24 protein-coding genes are annotated in these 13846 nt (G+C 56.8%); 10 read left to right on the plus strand and 14 right to left on the minus strand.

The window, feature by feature from the left end; genetic code table 11:
- Positions 1-123: 123 nt before the first annotated feature.
- The 14 genes from BTN82_RS14950 to BTN82_RS15020 form a co-directional block, all read right to left on the minus strand.
- Positions 124-495: a Mor transcription activator family protein gene (locus BTN82_RS14950; protein ID WP_075119903.1), complete on the minus strand. Its 372-nt coding sequence runs from the start codon at positions 493-495 to the stop codon at positions 124-126.
- Positions 492-869 (minus strand): regulatory protein GemA, encoded by a 378-nt coding sequence (locus BTN82_RS14955; RefSeq protein ID WP_261792978.1) that lies wholly within the window; start codon positions 867-869, stop codon positions 492-494. The genes BTN82_RS14950 and BTN82_RS14955 overlap by 4 nt, the downstream gene beginning before the upstream one ends.
- Before the next feature lie 77 nt (positions 870-946).
- Positions 947-1579: a hypothetical protein gene (locus tag BTN82_RS14960; RefSeq protein WP_075119904.1), complete on the minus strand. Its 633-nt coding sequence runs from the start codon at positions 1577-1579 to the stop codon at positions 947-949.
- Between the two features lies 1 nt (position 1580).
- Positions 1581-1970 (minus strand): DUF2528 family protein, encoded by a 390-nt coding sequence (locus BTN82_RS14965; RefSeq protein WP_081375476.1) that lies wholly within the window; start codon positions 1968-1970, stop codon positions 1581-1583.
- A gap of 1 nt (position 1971) precedes the next feature.
- Entirely contained in the window at positions 1972-2589 is a 618-nt protein-coding gene (locus BTN82_RS14970) for a DUF3164 family protein (protein ID WP_075119905.1), read from the minus strand.
- Positions 2582-3199 (minus strand): hypothetical protein, encoded by a 618-nt coding sequence (locus tag BTN82_RS14975; protein ID WP_075119906.1) that lies wholly within the window; start codon positions 3197-3199, stop codon positions 2582-2584. Before BTN82_RS14975 ends, BTN82_RS14970 begins: the two co-directional genes overlap by 8 nt.
- Positions 3199-3483, minus strand: coding sequence for a hypothetical protein (locus tag BTN82_RS14980; RefSeq protein ID WP_075119907.1), 285 nt, complete (start codon positions 3481-3483; stop codon positions 3199-3201). The genes BTN82_RS14975 and BTN82_RS14980 overlap by 1 nt, the downstream gene beginning before the upstream one ends.
- Positions 3476-3796: a hypothetical protein gene (locus tag BTN82_RS14985; protein ID WP_075119908.1), complete on the minus strand. Its 321-nt coding sequence runs from the start codon at positions 3794-3796 to the stop codon at positions 3476-3478. The genes BTN82_RS14980 and BTN82_RS14985 overlap by 8 nt, the downstream gene beginning before the upstream one ends.
- Position 3797: 1 nt before the next feature.
- Positions 3798-4976 (minus strand): ExeA family protein, encoded by a 1179-nt coding sequence (locus BTN82_RS14990; protein WP_075119909.1) that lies wholly within the window; start codon positions 4974-4976, stop codon positions 3798-3800.
- On the minus strand, positions 4976-6751 hold the full coding sequence (locus tag BTN82_RS14995; protein ID WP_075119910.1) for a DDE-type integrase/transposase/recombinase: 1776 nt from the start codon (positions 6749-6751) through the stop codon (positions 4976-4978). The genes BTN82_RS14990 and BTN82_RS14995 overlap by 1 nt, the downstream gene beginning before the upstream one ends.
- 2 nt (positions 6752-6753) lie before the next feature.
- Entirely contained in the window at positions 6754-7692 is a 939-nt protein-coding gene (locus BTN82_RS15000; protein ID WP_075119911.1) for a hypothetical protein, read from the minus strand.
- Between the two features lie 10 nt (positions 7693-7702).
- Positions 7703-8005, minus strand: a complete 303-nt coding sequence (locus BTN82_RS15005; RefSeq protein WP_075119912.1) for a helix-turn-helix domain-containing protein — start codon at positions 8003-8005, stop codon at positions 7703-7705.
- Complete coding sequence (locus BTN82_RS15010) at positions 8002-8481, minus strand: hypothetical protein (RefSeq protein ID WP_075119913.1); 480 nt, start codon at positions 8479-8481, stop codon at positions 8002-8004. The genes BTN82_RS15005 and BTN82_RS15010 overlap by 4 nt, the downstream gene beginning before the upstream one ends.
- A gap of 389 nt (positions 8482-8870) precedes the next feature.
- Positions 8871-9083 carry a DNA-binding protein gene (locus BTN82_RS15020; RefSeq protein ID WP_075119915.1) on the minus strand — a complete coding sequence of 71 codons (213 nt, stop codon included), beginning with the start codon at positions 9081-9083 and terminating at the stop codon, positions 8871-8873.
- An 85-nt stretch (positions 9084-9168) separates the two neighbouring features.
- On the opposite strand from BTN82_RS15020, the gene BTN82_RS15025 reads away from it, so the two are divergent.
- The 10 genes from BTN82_RS15025 (at position 9169) to BTN82_RS15075 (ending at position 13844) form a co-directional block, all read left to right on the plus strand.
- Positions 9169-9585 carry a transcriptional regulator gene (locus BTN82_RS15025; protein WP_038632459.1) on the plus strand — a complete coding sequence of 139 codons (417 nt, stop codon included), beginning with the start codon at positions 9169-9171 and terminating at the stop codon, positions 9583-9585.
- Between the two features lie 3 nt (positions 9586-9588).
- Entirely contained in the window at positions 9589-10179 is a 591-nt protein-coding gene (locus tag BTN82_RS15030) for a hypothetical protein (RefSeq protein WP_075119916.1), read from the plus strand.
- A gap of 59 nt (positions 10180-10238) precedes the next feature.
- Complete coding sequence (locus BTN82_RS31100) at positions 10239-10655, plus strand: hypothetical protein (protein WP_148169553.1); 417 nt, start codon at positions 10239-10241, stop codon at positions 10653-10655.
- 237 nt (positions 10656-10892) lie between these two features.
- The gene (locus tag BTN82_RS15040) at positions 10893-11423 is read left to right on the plus strand and encodes a hypothetical protein (RefSeq protein ID WP_075119918.1); all 531 of its coding nucleotides are present in this window, start codon (positions 10893-10895) and stop codon (positions 11421-11423) included.
- Positions 11424-11528: 105 nt separating this feature from the next.
- Positions 11529-11996, plus strand: a complete 468-nt coding sequence (locus BTN82_RS15045) for a structural protein (RefSeq protein ID WP_075119919.1) — start codon at positions 11529-11531, stop codon at positions 11994-11996.
- Positions 11993-12232, plus strand: a complete 240-nt coding sequence (locus tag BTN82_RS15050) for a hypothetical protein (protein WP_075119920.1) — start codon at positions 11993-11995, stop codon at positions 12230-12232. The genes BTN82_RS15045 and BTN82_RS15050 overlap by 4 nt, the downstream gene beginning before the upstream one ends.
- A gap of 195 nt (positions 12233-12427) precedes the next feature.
- Positions 12428-13027: a lysis protein gene (locus tag BTN82_RS15060; RefSeq protein WP_075119922.1), complete on the plus strand. Its 600-nt coding sequence runs from the start codon at positions 12428-12430 to the stop codon at positions 13025-13027.
- A 6-nt stretch (positions 13028-13033) separates the two neighbouring features.
- Positions 13034-13252, plus strand: coding sequence for a TraR/DksA C4-type zinc finger protein (locus tag BTN82_RS31870; RefSeq protein ID WP_075119923.1), 219 nt, complete (start codon positions 13034-13036; stop codon positions 13250-13252).
- Positions 13249-13554, plus strand: coding sequence for a DUF2730 family protein (locus tag BTN82_RS15070; RefSeq protein WP_075119924.1), 306 nt, complete (start codon positions 13249-13251; stop codon positions 13552-13554). The genes BTN82_RS31870 and BTN82_RS15070 overlap by 4 nt, the downstream gene beginning before the upstream one ends.
- A complete protein-coding gene (locus BTN82_RS15075) occupies positions 13551-13844 on the plus strand; it encodes a hypothetical protein (RefSeq protein WP_028684132.1) in 294 nt (97 codons plus the stop codon). The genes BTN82_RS15070 and BTN82_RS15075 overlap by 4 nt, the downstream gene beginning before the upstream one ends.
- Positions 13845-13846 lie beyond the last annotated feature (2 nt).

Consider the following 13846-nt stretch of genomic DNA (forward strand, 5'->3'; position numbering starts at 1 on the left):
AGACGGTACAGAGTGGTATGGGATCTGTAATTGAGTTGCAGTAGGTGCAATTAGATTTAGCCCCGGCCAGTGCCTGGTGATCGGGGCGGTGGGTGAAAGGATAGTGCTCTTTTCTGCTGAGGCCTACTCTTCGTCATCCTCGTTATGGGACGCGAATAAGTCACCCTGGTCACGAGCAATTATTGCCAGCCGCATCCTTTTAACAACCTTGTAAACGAACGCCAAGGAGAGATTGTACTTCCTGGCCAGCTCTCGCTGGTTACGTCCCGTGCATTCATCAAAGAGTTGCTGATGCAACTTCGAGGCTTGCAAATGGATGCCTTTGGGCATGTAGAGATTCTGCCCACCCCACACAGTAGCCATCAGCATGGCAACTTCGTTGCCGTGAGCCTCAGCGAGTTCAGGACCGACACCCAGGGTTTCCTTGGCGGACTGAGCTACATGGTCGGCCAGGGTCTGAAGAAGCTCACCTGCCGTGCTGCTTGGCTCTTTCATATGGCCTCCTTATTGGTCACGCGGTGTTGCCACTGTTTCAGGTTTTCGATCACTCGACTTGCCTGGCGGACGCTGAGCCACTGCAGAGCAGACACCTTGGTCATGCTCTTTACGAAGCTGGCTAGGGCCGCCTCGGACGGATCGCGAACGGCGCCCAGGTCGTGCAGTGCGAGCCACAGCGAACGGATCTTCTTCGACTGCTCGTCGTTGGCCTGGGGCCGCTTGCCAGCCTTGTTTGGACGAGGTTTAAAGCCCTTCTGCTTGAGCTGTTCCAAAACCCTCAGCAGGTTTGGAACGCTCAAGTCAGCGGAGGACGTCGCACCGCCCAACTCCGTCATTCCAGCCAGCATCAGGCGGTACGTATCGTCGTCCATACGCAGCTCACGCCGCGCGACATGGATCATCTTGATGTACCGCAATCGGGTAGGGTCGGTAGGCGTAGCACTCACAATCAGTCCTCCCGCTCTTCCACAACAGTCCAGGCGTCTGGGTCAAGAGGTGTTCGTCCGTAGGCGCTTAGCAGCTCACCGTTATCACCGCGGTGAGCCCACCCGATGCAGCTATCGTCGTTGTAGTACTTCAGTTTTACAGTGGAGCCGTATGGATACTCGATAGCGGCCTGCCGAGTGCGCGAGATTTCGCTCATGTCACACCCCTCCGGCGTGATTCGCCACTTGCTGTCTAGACCACCAGTCGCCTGGGGATCTAGGCGCTCAATACTGAAGGGGTAGCCGGCAAAGATCTTTTCAGCAACGAGCTTGACCGCACAGCGCTCTTGCAGGGAGTACGCACGTGGACCCTGTACGAATCCAGCACAGTAGTTGCCACCAATAAGGGAGACAGGAACATCAATAGGTGTCAGGGGTTTAACGGAGCGCACTGTTGACTCCACACGCCCAGGATGTCCATCAAGCAGAAACTCGACAACACCGCCGCTCTTGAGACCGATGAGATTTGTAACCTCTATCCCGAGCCAAGTGTGGTTGTGCTCTGGCCAGCTCCTGGTGACCTTGCCGTGTTCGTCGACAGCCCAATACTGAAAGCCTTGGCGTCGGTCATGAAATTCGATCAGTGTCTTGCGCATGTCAACCCTCCTGGAACTCAAGATCGAGATCGACTTCAACTTCAGCACTGACCAGGCGAATACCGCACCACCCAAATGGCTCATTGCCCTCAGTTCCGCCCCAGCCCTCTTGGTTGTGCAGGTTGTCACGGGTCCAATACCCTGCAGCCTCAGTGGTGTTACAGATGCCGCCACCAAACTCCAGAAAGGCATAGACCAGCTGCTTAGCTGCCATCTTGATAACCGCCATGACAACATCTTGATTGGCATCATCAAGGCGATATTCTGAGTCCGACCAGTACTCATTAATCAGCGTGGCACGCTCAACAGTGAGCTGGTCATGGTCGACCTCAAGGGTGATTTCCCATTCTTTCCAAGTGTCTTTCAGCGTGTACTTCTTGAGGTTCGTCATATCACACCGCCGCTAGGTCAAGAGGAATGGCCCGGTACTCGTCAGTACCATTCACCCGCTCGTAAACGCGGACATACACGGCACTGCCAGATACCAGGATCGAGTCCTTCACAGCCTTCATCGCTGCTTTCCAGGTGTCGTCATCGATCTCCAAACGCAACAGGTCCAGCACATCGGCGGTTCGGATCTGGCCTTTATTATTTGGGCTGAAGGTACGATCTACGATGGCCAGCAAATGGTTGTCCGCACCCTTGCTCCAGGTCTTGATGCAGTCGTACACCATGACCTTGGCCACTTCCATTTCCTCGGTGAAGGTCAGCCGGTCTGCGTGCGAACGCACTACCTTGTACTTGCCGTCATAGGTGGAGATGGTCACGTTGCCTTTTTTGCCGCCCATCTGAACGCCATAGCGCTCACCGGCAATGCTGATCAGATCGGCGATGTCACCGAGCGATTTTTTCTTGAAGTTCTTCAGCTCCAGGTGCAGCTTTTTGGCCGCTTCAGCAAGCTCGCCTGCTACCTGGTCGCGCAGCTTGTCCTGCTCGCGCACCTGGTCAACTGGCACCAGGTGGCCGATGGCATTGCGGACAAAGCCTTCTGGAATATTGATATCAGACATGGGGTTCTTCCTTTTGGGTGCTTGCTGCAGCGCGGTCGAGTCGGTCAATTTCAGCGAGGATCAAGGCGCCGGCCTTGACCAGGTTGCGACGTTGGTCGCGTGGCCTCCAGGTCACTGCCATCCACGGCCATGACTCGGGAACGATGCGCATGGCGCCCTCGGTTTCAGTGGCTTGGACGAATGCCTCGGTGGCATAACAAGCCGCTGCAATAGCCAGGTCACCGTCAACGTATTCCACATCTTGCTCGGGATAAAAGCAGTGAATCTGAATCTGGCGGATACGCTCGGCCAGTACGCTCTGCAGTGACGCCGGGGCGGTTTTCGCGTACTCCGTTGCGTTGAATGCCGCTTGGTCCGCAGCGATCAGGCGGTAGATGTCACGAATGTCACCAGCGTTGTCATACACACCGTCAAACACCTGATCGGCGATCCAGGTAAGCAGGTGTTCATTGATCTCAGCAGGCATGCCGCCAACCGATAGGCCATAACGATCAATGTGTTTGAGCAGCAAGGAAACGTGCTGCATTGCTTCTTGCCAGAACAGGGCTGGCGTCTCAGAGGCGACAGCCGTCCGCAGTGTGTCGATTGAGGTTTTAAGAGCCTGATTCATCAGTGAACCTGCCTTGCAGCGTGAGCTGCCATCTGCTGTTGGTAGTAGTCACCGAGCCGCTGCATCTCGCTATAGATGTCGCTGTAGTTACCAGCGAGCTGCAGCTTGGCGAGCCTTACCAAGGTCGTGTTGAGGGAGTGGACCTGCTCTTTCAGCTCGATGATTTTCAGGTCTTTACTGAACAGCTCGTCGTTGGCCCGTTTCAGCTCAGCTCGAACTTGTTGCTCGCTGAGCAGGTCCGGGTTGCAGAGGGTCGAACATGCATGAACGATGACTTCACTCATGGTCCTGCTCCTTCACCAAGCTGTACCAGGCGACATCAACGCCCCGGATCGTCACGGTGTGGCATGTGAGCCGCCCGCTGGATGAGCTGCGCAGGCGCCGCAGCTCATGCCCAAACCGCCGCAAAAGCAGGTCGACGCTGGGCTGTTCGATGAAGATCTTGTTGTCCACAAACACCAGGTGTTTGATCGCGATGCCGGCCCCGCGAATATCGCGGGTCAGGTCGTTGAAGGCAGCCAGCTTCGTGGGGAAGTCATCGGCCAAGATACTTGGCGGCATCGCCACTTGAACCCCTATCAGGTACAGAGCGGCCATATCACACCCCCTTTACAACTTCGGCGGTGATCATCGGCGCACCCAGCTGTGCAGCCAGATTCATAGCCGCGATCACCAGGTTGCCGATGGCCAGCGGGTACAGCGAAGAAGTAGCCTCATCTCCCCCGCGCTTACTTGGCTGAGACAGACGTTCAGTAATCGCCTGGATACCGCTGGCGTCGATGACCTCGCCAAGTGCCTTGCCTGCCCGCTCGAAACGAAACTTCAGGAACTCCCCCAGGCGCTCACCTTCAATTGGCTCCAGGGTGACCCGCTCGCAACGCTGTACGACCTCACGCACTTCGGCGTTGCGTGAGCTGAGTTTCACATTCAGTTCGGGCTGGCCGATCATGATGATGCTGACAAGCTTGGTGAAGCCGACTTCCAGTTCAAGAACACGCTTGAGGTGTTTGAGCGTCGAGATCGGCAGGCTGTGCGCTTCTTCGATAACCAGGCAATGGCGGTAGCCGGCCGCATGCGATTCTTTCAGCGCCTTGTGCAGTTGTGCGAAACGCGCTTCGGGGCTGCTCTTGGGCTTTGCCAGCGGCGCGACCGCAGCCATCATCGACTCGGCAATGTGAGTACTTTTCAGGGCCTTGCCCTTTGTTTCGCTGTCCTCGGATGCCAGAACATAGGGTTCGATGATGATCACCTGGTCACCGCCTTCGGCGATGCGGTTCACCAGGTCGCGGCGCAATGTGCTTTTACCTGCTCCCGATTCACCCACGACAGCGAGGAACCCACCGTGCCGTGCCGTCTGATACATGACCTCGCGGACATAGCGAATGTCAGGGCTGACCCACATATCCTGAACGCATTGCAGTTCGTCAAAGGGATCACGGAACAGGCTGAAAGCCTTACGGGTATTTGGCTGTAGGGTCTGTTTTGGCAGTAACATAGGTTCGTCCTCCCCGGACGGCTCTTCATTAAGGGCCGGATCTGCCGTGTTGGCGCACGGCAGGTCCACTTCTTCAAAGGCGTTGGCGATATCGGCATCGTTGGCGCCGGCTTCGCTCAGGAACACACGAATGCGCCCCTGCAGTTCGTCGCTGTCCAGGCTGCGCGGCCATTGACCGTGGTTCAGCAACTGGGCAACTGTGGCTTCACTGAGACTTAGCGACTCGGCCAAGGCCGCCTGAGGACGGCCGACCCCCTGTAAAACTTGCTTCAGCTTCAACATCACTCACCTCCAACCGCAGCCAGGACCAGGCTGAACGGTTTGCGCGTGACCTCAACAGGTCGTTTCAGCTCCACCTCAATGGCATCGAGCTGTTCTTGTGGTACTCCTTCCGGGTATTTCTGCTGCAGCCAGCTGAAGGATTCAGCGGACCAGAGGTTGGCCAAGCGTGGCCGCAACAGCTTCGCGGCCTCGACGTGCGTCAGCGGCGCATGCTCTACGGTCGGAGCGTTGACGCTCAGCGACGTACCACGACGCGGCATGTAAGCCGGCAACACCGTGTCGTTGACGTGTTTGTGAGGATCGATCAGGCCACCGAATGGCACCGCCTTGGCCTTGCGGACTACTTCGGCTTCGGCTTCGCTGGTGGTGCCGGTAGCGATCTGTTCCAGGACTTTGCGCGAGACCTGGGCAGGCGTTTCGGCGTGGCGTTTGTACTGCTCGCCAATGGTTGCTGAGGTCTCCGCGAACCCGAACTGATCGATTCCGATCCGGTCGATAACGTGAAACTGTTCGCGGCCGTCCTCACCGACCAGGACAGCAATGGCGGTGTCCTGATCTCGCCAGCAGTTGCGAGTGATCAGCAGCTTTTCAGCGACCATCACCGCCGGTACAGAGCTGACATCGAATTGAGCGCCCCGGAACGAAACCCGAAGCAGGTTGCTGACAGTGCGGTACTGCGGCGTGCTGATCGCCATATCACGGCAGACCTCGACGCTTGGCGCCAGGCGCAGCTGGTCCTGCTTGATCAACTGCCACACGCCGTACCGGGTACGCCGGGTGCGGGTGTGAATCGCGGTCGCGTTGTAGTAACGCATCCACTTTCCGGCCCAGGTGTTGATTTGCTCCAGGCTGTTCGCGGCCTGGAGTTTCAGCGCGCTTTCAAACTCACGCTCAACGATGTTATGCGCCTGCTCGACCTGACCTTTGGCCCGGGCATTACCGACCTGGTTGATGATCAGGTCAATAGACATGGCCCGGCACAGGTTGCGGAACATGCCGCTGGTCATCGCCGCGCCAGGGTCGGTCATCAGCATCCAAGGCACGCCGTGGAATGGGTCCGATTCGTGGCGCTTCTGCATCGCGTTGATCAACACGCCGCACAGGTTTTCCGCCGATTCAGCGCCCAGCACGTACTCCAGGTACAAGGTGCCGCTGGTATGGTCGGTGATCACATAGCGCCACAGGCGCTGGCGTTCGATCTTCTTCAGGTTGCCGGGCTTGCCGTCATAGAACTCGGCTTTATTCATCACCTGGGCACCGCTGTCAGCCAGATAGAACTGTGTCGAGATCGAGGCGTCTACCTGCCAAACGTGGTTTGGGTGATTGCTGGCCAGCGATACCGCTGGGGCGTCCTGCAGCAACTGCTCGGGATGCAGCTTGTAGCTCTTCAGGGCGCGACTGATGGCGCCGCACGTCAGTGGTCGAAACAAGCCAGTTGTTTCATCAACCCGGCCGGCCATGATCAAACCATTGCTGCGCAGACGTTCCACCGCACGCTCGATGGTGGACAGCTGTTTGTTGTTGGCACGGATCGATTCCAGCAGCATGGCCGAAACCAATCGGGCCTCATCCAGGGGTAAGGCGCTGTTACCCGCATCGCTTCGGCGCTTACGCGGAGCTGTCACTCTGACCTCCTTCAGCTTGCGCTGAAGTGTTTGGATGGAAACACCCAGCTCTACCGCGCCCGCCTGATAGACGGCAGTACGCTGACCGTGTGGGGCGTTGTCCGCTCGCTGGGCGATCTGGGTTAGTTGCTGGATCTCTACCGGGTTCATGGTTAAGCCTCGGCCGCGTTCAGCCAGGTTGGGCCGCCATCAGTGTCTACCTGCTCCGGCAAGTGGAACTCGCTACGGACCGCTGCAAGGGTGATTTCGAGCTGACGAATCAAGCCGGCCTTGAAGGTGCGGTGGTCTTCACCGCTCTCGGCTGCGTGCTCTTCCAGCTTGGCGAAGCCTTCGCGCAGAGAGCCGAGAATGTTTGCTTCAGCCTCATAGGCAACCGCTGCGACTTCCTGTCGAAGCTCTTTGGCGACCTCATTCGCAGGCATGGACTTGAGACGCTTGCGAGTCTTCTCCAGCTCCTGCTTAGTCTTATCCAGCTCGGTGGTTTTCCTCGCCATGACTTCGCTTTGCGCTTCGTAGTCGGCGTTGGTTTCGTCGAGACGCTGGGTCAGCTCTTCTTTTTCCTTGGCGTGTTTGGCGATGATCTCTTCCGCGAGATCAACGAAGGCATCCTTGTCGCCCGTCTTGGCGACTTCGATCAGAGCTGTTTTTTGGTCTTCTGGTAGACGGCGGTATTGGCGCATTTCGCGGTAGCCGATGCCCATGCGGGACATGGAATCAAGGGCTTCTTCGCCGAAAGCCCGAAGGTTAGAAATATCGCGGTCAACCTGATCGACAGAGCGCCCCAGCAATGCGCAGAATTCTTCCCATGAGCCCGTCATTATTTCCGCACCGTGCGGACTTTTGCGCCCAGCAATAGCCCTGTAGAGCTTGTTTTCCTTGACGAAAGCCAGCTTGGAGGTCCGCACCGTGCGGGAAAACTCTTCAAACGCTCCGGCCATTTGAGCCTGGCCCAGCAACTGATTGACCATGTCACGCTCTTCGCTGTGCGAGGCTTGCATGGTTGCCATCGAGTTCTGGCTGGCTGTGAGCATTTCGCCATTCAGAGCTGGTAGGTCGACTGCCTCTGCGGGCTGGATTTTGGTACGTGCCATGTTGTTCTCCTTAGTTCGTCGATCCAGCGGCAATACGCTGGTTGATTTCCTGCATGCGGTTGGTCAGGCGGGCCATGTGTTCGGCATGGGCCTGGGCGATCTGCAGCACGCCCACGGAATGAGCGAAGCGGCCGTTGTCCAGCTTTACCGCAAGACCTTCTTCAATCAGGGTCTGCATAGCTCGGGTAATGTTGCTGGGGCTGTCCTGGGTGAGATGGACCAGTTCGGTGTTGCTAAGGCCGGTCACGGTGTGGCCCTTCAAGGCCTTGAGTACACGCAGTACCCGTGCAGCGGCTGAGACGGTGCGACTCATGGCTGTCCCTCCAGTTCAAGCTGTGGTTGTTGGGTTTGGCTGACATTGCCTCGATGCCATGCAAGCCCCTCCATTGCGGCCTGGATGGCCGCAAGGGTTTCTTCGGCTTCGCAGCTCTTCGAGTAGAACGCGAGCAACCTGCCGGCTGCTGTGGTGAGAAGCTCTTGTAGTGCCTGCGTATCCTGGGCGGTGCAGTGCCGGCCGGTGGGCACATCAATGGTCAAGCGGCCTGCACTGGCAGCAATCCAGCGGGTGACGTAATCGCATCCGCAAGCCCGCTCATAAGGGCGGATCAGGTTGGCCGGCATACGGCCTGTTTGTAGCCACTTATAGAGAGACCAGTGATCAGCGACGCCCATTTCATCGGCGATACGCTCGACGCCCTTGTTATGTGCGTCCTTGGCGAAGTCCTTGCACAGCTCTAGCGCATGGCGCAACGAGGTTGGTTGAATGCTTTTCCAGCGACGGCGACTCATTGGAAAGACCTTTCTGAAGCGCACTCCAAACAATCTGAACTTTTGCGGCTATGCAAAGTGATTGCGCCGGGTGCAATGTTTTCGGGTACATTCCCCAACATGGACACGAGAGATGACCGACCGTATTGAGAGACTTGAGGCGCAGGTGAATGCATTGGCGCAGGGCTGGTTACGCCTTGCAGCCGCTCTTGAAGTTCAAGGGCTCGTTTCACCTGATGGCATAGATCACGCGCTACTGTCAGTTCGGTGGCCTGGACAACCCATAGAGGCTGAGGCAACCAAGACCCTGACATGGTTATGTGATCAGCTTGCCGAAGCGCGGTGCGCACGACGATCTGCGGCGCCGCAAGCACCAAGCGGTTGGTACGGAACTGCTGTGAAATAGCCATTTACGCTGCCAACGCAGCGGTCGGCTTGAGACCAAGCTTCACCGCAATATCATGGGCCTTGCCGTAATTGGCTTTGGCCTGGCCATTGAGGACGCGGTACACCTCGTTGCGGGTGTAGCCGTTTTCGGTAGCCCATTGAGTAATGGTTTTGCCGACGCGACGGAAGTTTTCTTTGACCTGGTCGGCGGTTAGGGCTTTGGCATGGGTGGCCATGGTGGTGGCTCCTGTGATGCAAAGATAATTGGGTTATGTGGTAATCATGATGGTATGCAAAAAGATACCCGTCAAGTGGTGAGTAATGCTTTTGAATATCGGAGAGCGCCTTAGGGAAGAGCGCGAGCGCCTGGGTTTTAGCCAGTCCGCAATTGGGGCCATCGGAGGGGTGAAGAAGCTTGCTCAGCTCAAGTACGAGCAGGGTGAGCGGTATCCCGGTGCGGATTACCTTGCTGCGGTCGCGAAAGTTGGTATCGACACGTTGTATATCGTTACAGGCGAACGCTCTGTTGGTTCGCTTACGGCTGATGAAACAGAGCTGCTTGAAAAGTTCAGGTCTGCGCCGGTGGCCGTTAAAGCAGCGGCTATTGCAGCCGTGACTGCGGGATCAGCTCCGGTTAAACAAACGTTCCACGGGTCGGTGGGCCAGGCTGTGGCTGGCAATATCACCAACAAGTCAGGCGTTACCTTTAATGTCGGGGATGTGAAATCCAAGGAGTGACCCATGAGCCAGGACTTTCATGGTGAGGTAGGCCAAGCAGCTGGGGGCAATATCAATAACTACGGTGTCAATATCAGCCTTGTGGATAAGACTGAGGCCCGTTTTTTGGTATCTGCTCAACGTAAAGAGTTGCATGAGCTGCGGGCGAAATGTGAAGAGCTTGGGGATGACCCTCGTGATGTTTGGCGTAGAGTTCACGCTCAACTCGGGGTGAATACGATTAGCGAGATAACCGCCGAACAGTTCGTGGACGCACGAAATGTAATGCAAACAAGATTGGAGCTTCTGCAAGAAGAGGCGGACAAACGTCGTTTAGTCGGCAAGGTACTGCGAGCGGTAGCTGAAAAAGATGCTAAGGTCGAGATGAATACTTTTTGTGAGTTGAACTTTGGTCGTACTCAACTCAAAAACCTTCAAAAACCCCAGCTCCAAAAGGTATTAGAGTTTGTACTGAGTTTTAAGCCGGATGTACAAGCCGGATCCTTAGCCCCTGAAATCAGCTCGCTAACGTTTCGGGAGTTTGTGATGTTGCATCGGCAGAATGCCGCAGGGTTGTTTTGCCTAGGTCTGCTCATCGGTGGGATTCTGTTCTAGTTGAAAAATATGGAGGCGCCTGCTCGACCTCTTCAGGTTGTTATATAGGGAGATTAACGTTGAAAATTGTATTTTTCATTCTGGCTTCACTGTGTTCTGTGACAGCAAGTGCAGAGACTATTGCGGAAAAGCTCACCACATTGAGCCTAGATAAAACGTTTAAAAGTGACTCTCCAGAGGTGGAACGCACCCAGGCTGCACTTACGAGAGGCCTAACCGTATGCAATGTCGAGAATGAAGAAAAGCTCGCCAACATCGCATGGTTCATCACCAAAAAAATCCGCGCTGAAGGTCGCTATGCTGAAGCCACAGATGTAATCGAAGGAGCTAACGCAGTACTTCTCGGCGTCAAGACCAAGCAGGACTGTACTGAGTTGCTGTCTTTGTATGCAGTGAATCGTATTCAAGGAAGTACGCACTCAGATGCTGTTGCTGGGGGGCGAGGACTCTATCGCTCAACTGGAGTTGTTGAGTGAGTGCGTAGATACGGAGTGCGCTGCGGTTTAAATATATAAGATGCTAAAACAATAGGAGCAGTTTTATGTCAAACGATCGCAAGGATAAAAGCCGCGAGAAGAGCGAAAGCGGTACTGATCGGGCTTCAAACAGTGAGAAAAGTCGGAATACCAATCTCGACTATAGTGAAAAAAGGGATCGAACAGCTGTCTTTGATACACTCAAGCCACCACCACGACCAGGTAGAGGGAGCGGAGATGACGGAAGAGACGATTGAACCTCTTGCAGATCGCTGGCACAGCATGTTGTTTGGGATTCGTCGGTCTATCCGATATCACCAACGGCGGCGAGCTTTCTTCGACCGCCTGGATCAGTTCTCCAACATGCTTTCAGTGATCTTTGGGTCGGCAGCTATCTACGGCATTCTTGAAAAAAATGCATTGGCTATTGCCTTGCTGGCCTCTGCCACTGTCACTGTGCTTGCCGCGATTAACTTGGTTATCGGCAGTGCCCAGCGTGCACGTGCTCATGCGGACTTCATGCGTCGATATGTCGAGTTGGAGAAGCTCATGCTGCAACCCCAGTCTGAGGAGTGCCTGTTAGGCGTGACTCAATCCCGACTGAGTATTGAGGCTGAAGAACCCCCGGTTTTGCATGTGCTGAATTGCATCTGCCATAACGAAACCATGCGAGCGATGGGGTACGAAAAAGACGGTATGCCTAAGATAGGATGGTTCCAACGCCTGGTTGCTCAGGTCTTCGACTTCCGTGAAAGCACCATCCACTAATCTCTTTAAACTCGATTAAAAGCCTTCCTGTACCACGCCGCCGATCATGGCGGCGTGTGTATTTCTGGCGTCCGAAAAGTACGGCGCCACTACAGGAGGCGTCCGATGCGACCCGAACCCCCTCGCGGTATCCGCAATTTTAACCCCGGCAATATCCGCCACGTAAAAGGCACCCGCTGGCAGGGTATGTCGGCGAATCAGAACGACACTGCGTTCGTCCAGTTCATTGATCCTCGGTGGGGCATCCGAGCCATTGCCCGTACCCTGATCACTTACCAGGACAAGCACGGCTTGCGCACTGTCCGCCTGATTATCGGTCGCTGGGCGCCCCCGAACGAGAACAACACCGAGAGCTATATCCGCCAGGTTGCCACCCGCCTGGGTGTGTCGCCTGAAGAGCGTATCGACGTGTACGACTACCGGACCATGCGCGCGCTCACTGAAGCGATCATTCGCCACGAAAACGGCGCAGGTTCTCTCCCCGAGGGCAACTGGTACGGCGAAGCAGTGATCAATGAAGGCTTGCACCTGGCCGGCATTGTCCCCGACGCCTATCACGGGGAGCCGGCATGAAGCTGATCGACAATTGCCATTGCTGCTGGAAGCTTCACAGCGTCCAGCTGGCCATCGTCATTGCGCTGCTCGGTCTCGCCCAGGCCACCATCTTGCCGATGTGGCAAGCGCAACTTTCTTCATCCACCTATGCGGCAGTCAACAGCGGCTTGGCCGTTCTGCTGTTCATCGCTCGCTTGCTCAAACAAGGCCCTCCAGACCAGGCCGAGCAATCAGACCAGGAGATTCCGTCATGAGACTGAACCTCTTCGGCGCCGCCTTCTCGGCGCTGCTGGCAGGCTTGGCCGGCGCTTGCCGTTGGCCCACCCCCAGCACCGCCGCTGGCACTTGGATCAGGTCCAGGGTCATGCCCCTTTATCGCCACGGCAAAACCGGTATCGCGGCCGCCAATCGCCGCGTTCGTAAGTCCCGCAACCGCATGAGGCAGCGCCATGGTGCTTGAACGGTTACCGACAGGGCTCCTTGTCGCCGGCCTGGCCTGCGTGATCAGCGCAGCGGCGGCCGGCTCAATCGCCTACGGCTTCGGCTTTCGGTACGCCGAAGCCCTGGGCAATTCCAACCTGCAGACATTCAAGGCCTTGCAGGCAGTACAGGCCGGGGCGGCGGAAAAGGAGAACCGTCTGCAGCTGCTGCAGCAAGTCACCCGTGCCAACGAAGCCGAGGCGTTGCTGCTCACCACCCTCGAACGCCATGCCGAAGAGAAGCGCCAGCTCCAGGAGCGAATCCCCCATGTTACAACCCAATACATTCCGGCGCCTGGCGCTGTCGCTAAGCCTATCCCTCGTTGCGTGTTCACTATTGGTTGGTTGCGCGACTTCAATACCGCCCTCGGTGTGCCCGCCCCAAGATCCGGCGCCGCTGCCGCCGCGCCTAAAAAAGCGGCCTGGCCCACCCCCGGCACTGACGCCGAACTATTGGAAAGCGGCGTCACTCCCGCCGACATCCTTGCCCACGCCCAGGACTACGGCGAGTGGGCACGCGCCAACCTCGCCCAACTCAATGAGCTGCTCAATCTACGAGAAAAGGACTGACGCTCTATGGATGTAGCTGAACCCGCTACAGATGACGACATCAGCGATTCGGAGTTACGCGTCCGCAACAGCGGCCTACGTCGAGGCTCCGGTCGGTCGGTTTACCGCTGCGAGGAATGCGGCGATGCGATTCCCGAAGATCAACGCCAGGACAGCCCTGGTATCGAACATTGCTTTGACTGCATAGACGCTTTGGAACACATGGCCACGCGGGGTTTTGAATGAATCTGAACGACCTCAACTTCGGTTTCCAATCGGTGCAATGGCTGGTCCTGACGGTACTCGGCATTTACACCTGGATGACCAAACGCCAGACCGCCAGCGCCCAGGAACTGCTGGAGCTGCGCACGCGCATCGTCGCCCTGGAGGAACACGTCCGGCACCTACCTGACCAGACCGCCGTCACCGATCTGCTGGGCGACATGAAAGCGGTACGGGCCGAACTGTCGGGGGTCAAGGAAGCGCTTGCCCCTTTGGCCCGTTCGCTGGACCGGATCAATGATTACTTGTTGCGAGAAAAGATATGACCGAATTCGCCTCATTTCTGCGTGAAGATTACCGCTTGGTGATTCTGCGCCTGCTGGCCGAAACGACCGGCTACAGGGCCAACAGCTCGGTGCTGAACATGGCCCTGGACAGGTTCGGCCACACCCTCAGCCGTGACCAGGTGAAGACCGAATTGCACTGGCTGGCCGAACAAGGCGCGGTGACCGTCTCCGATGTCGGGCCGGTACTGGTGGCCACGCTGACCGAGCGCGGCCAGGACATTGCAGCAGGCCGCGCCCGCGTCCCTGGCATCAAACGGCCGGGGGCTTAACC

Origin of the sequence: Pseudomonas chlororaphis (assembly GCF_001921865.1) — a bacterium.
GTDB classification, from domain to species: domain Bacteria; phylum Pseudomonadota; class Gammaproteobacteria; order Pseudomonadales; family Pseudomonadaceae; genus Aquipseudomonas; species Aquipseudomonas chlororaphis_D.

What these genes read in the sequence shown, in the direction of transcription:
- BTN82_RS15060 (WP_075119922.1), top strand. Translation starts at nt 12,428, where the DNA reads ATGGTGCTTGAACGGTTACCGACAGGGCTCCTTGTCGCCGGCCTGGCC.
- BTN82_RS14950 (WP_075119903.1), bottom strand. Translation starts at nt 495, where the DNA reads ATGAAAGAGCCAAGCAGCACGGCAGGTGAGCTTCTTCAGACCCTGGCC.
- BTN82_RS14960 (WP_075119904.1), bottom strand. Translation starts at nt 1,579, where the DNA reads ATGCGCAAGACACTGATCGAATTTCATGACCGACGCCAAGGCTTTCAG.
- BTN82_RS15010 (WP_075119913.1), bottom strand. Translation starts at nt 8,481, where the DNA reads ATGAGTCGCCGTCGCTGGAAAAGCATTCAACCAACCTCGTTGCGCCAT.
- BTN82_RS14975 (WP_075119906.1), bottom strand. Translation starts at nt 3,199, where the DNA reads ATGAATCAGGCTCTTAAAACCTCAATCGACACACTGCGGACGGCTGTC.
- BTN82_RS31870 (WP_075119923.1), top strand. Translation starts at nt 13,034, where the DNA reads ATGGATGTAGCTGAACCCGCTACAGATGACGACATCAGCGATTCGGAG.
- BTN82_RS15030 (WP_075119916.1), top strand. Translation starts at nt 9,589, where the DNA reads ATGAGCCAGGACTTTCATGGTGAGGTAGGCCAAGCAGCTGGGGGCAAT.
- BTN82_RS15045 (WP_075119919.1), top strand. Translation starts at nt 11,529, where the DNA reads ATGCGACCCGAACCCCCTCGCGGTATCCGCAATTTTAACCCCGGCAAT.
- BTN82_RS15020 (WP_075119915.1), bottom strand. Translation starts at nt 9,083, where the DNA reads ATGGCCACCCATGCCAAAGCCCTAACCGCCGACCAGGTCAAAGAAAAC.
- BTN82_RS14970 (WP_075119905.1), bottom strand. Translation starts at nt 2,589, where the DNA reads ATGTCTGATATCAATATTCCAGAAGGCTTTGTCCGCAATGCCATCGGC.
- BTN82_RS15040 (WP_075119918.1), top strand. Translation starts at nt 10,893, where the DNA reads ATGACGGAAGAGACGATTGAACCTCTTGCAGATCGCTGGCACAGCATG.
- BTN82_RS15050 (WP_075119920.1), top strand. Translation starts at nt 11,993, where the DNA reads ATGAAGCTGATCGACAATTGCCATTGCTGCTGGAAGCTTCACAGCGTC.
- BTN82_RS15025 (WP_038632459.1), top strand. Translation starts at nt 9,169, where the DNA reads ATGCTTTTGAATATCGGAGAGCGCCTTAGGGAAGAGCGCGAGCGCCTG.
- BTN82_RS15000 (WP_075119911.1), bottom strand. Translation starts at nt 7,692, where the DNA reads ATGGCACGTACCAAAATCCAGCCCGCAGAGGCAGTCGACCTACCAGCT.
- BTN82_RS14995 (WP_075119910.1), bottom strand. Translation starts at nt 6,751, where the DNA reads ATGAACCCGGTAGAGATCCAGCAACTAACCCAGATCGCCCAGCGAGCG.
- BTN82_RS14955 (WP_261792978.1), bottom strand. Translation starts at nt 869, where the DNA reads ATGGACGACGATACGTACCGCCTGATGCTGGCTGGAATGACGGAGTTG.
- BTN82_RS15070 (WP_075119924.1), top strand. Translation starts at nt 13,249, where the DNA reads ATGAATCTGAACGACCTCAACTTCGGTTTCCAATCGGTGCAATGGCTG.
- BTN82_RS14980 (WP_075119907.1), bottom strand. Translation starts at nt 3,483, where the DNA reads ATGAGTGAAGTCATCGTTCATGCATGTTCGACCCTCTGCAACCCGGAC.
- BTN82_RS15075 (WP_028684132.1), top strand. Translation starts at nt 13,551, where the DNA reads ATGACCGAATTCGCCTCATTTCTGCGTGAAGATTACCGCTTGGTGATT.
- BTN82_RS15005 (WP_075119912.1), bottom strand. Translation starts at nt 8,005, where the DNA reads ATGAGTCGCACCGTCTCAGCCGCTGCACGGGTACTGCGTGTACTCAAG.
- BTN82_RS14990 (WP_075119909.1), bottom strand. Translation starts at nt 4,976, where the DNA reads ATGTTGAAGCTGAAGCAAGTTTTACAGGGGGTCGGCCGTCCTCAGGCG.
- BTN82_RS14985 (WP_075119908.1), bottom strand. Translation starts at nt 3,796, where the DNA reads ATGGCCGCTCTGTACCTGATAGGGGTTCAAGTGGCGATGCCGCCAAGT.
- BTN82_RS14965 (WP_081375476.1), bottom strand. Translation starts at nt 1,970, where the DNA reads ATGACGAACCTCAAGAAGTACACGCTGAAAGACACTTGGAAAGAATGG.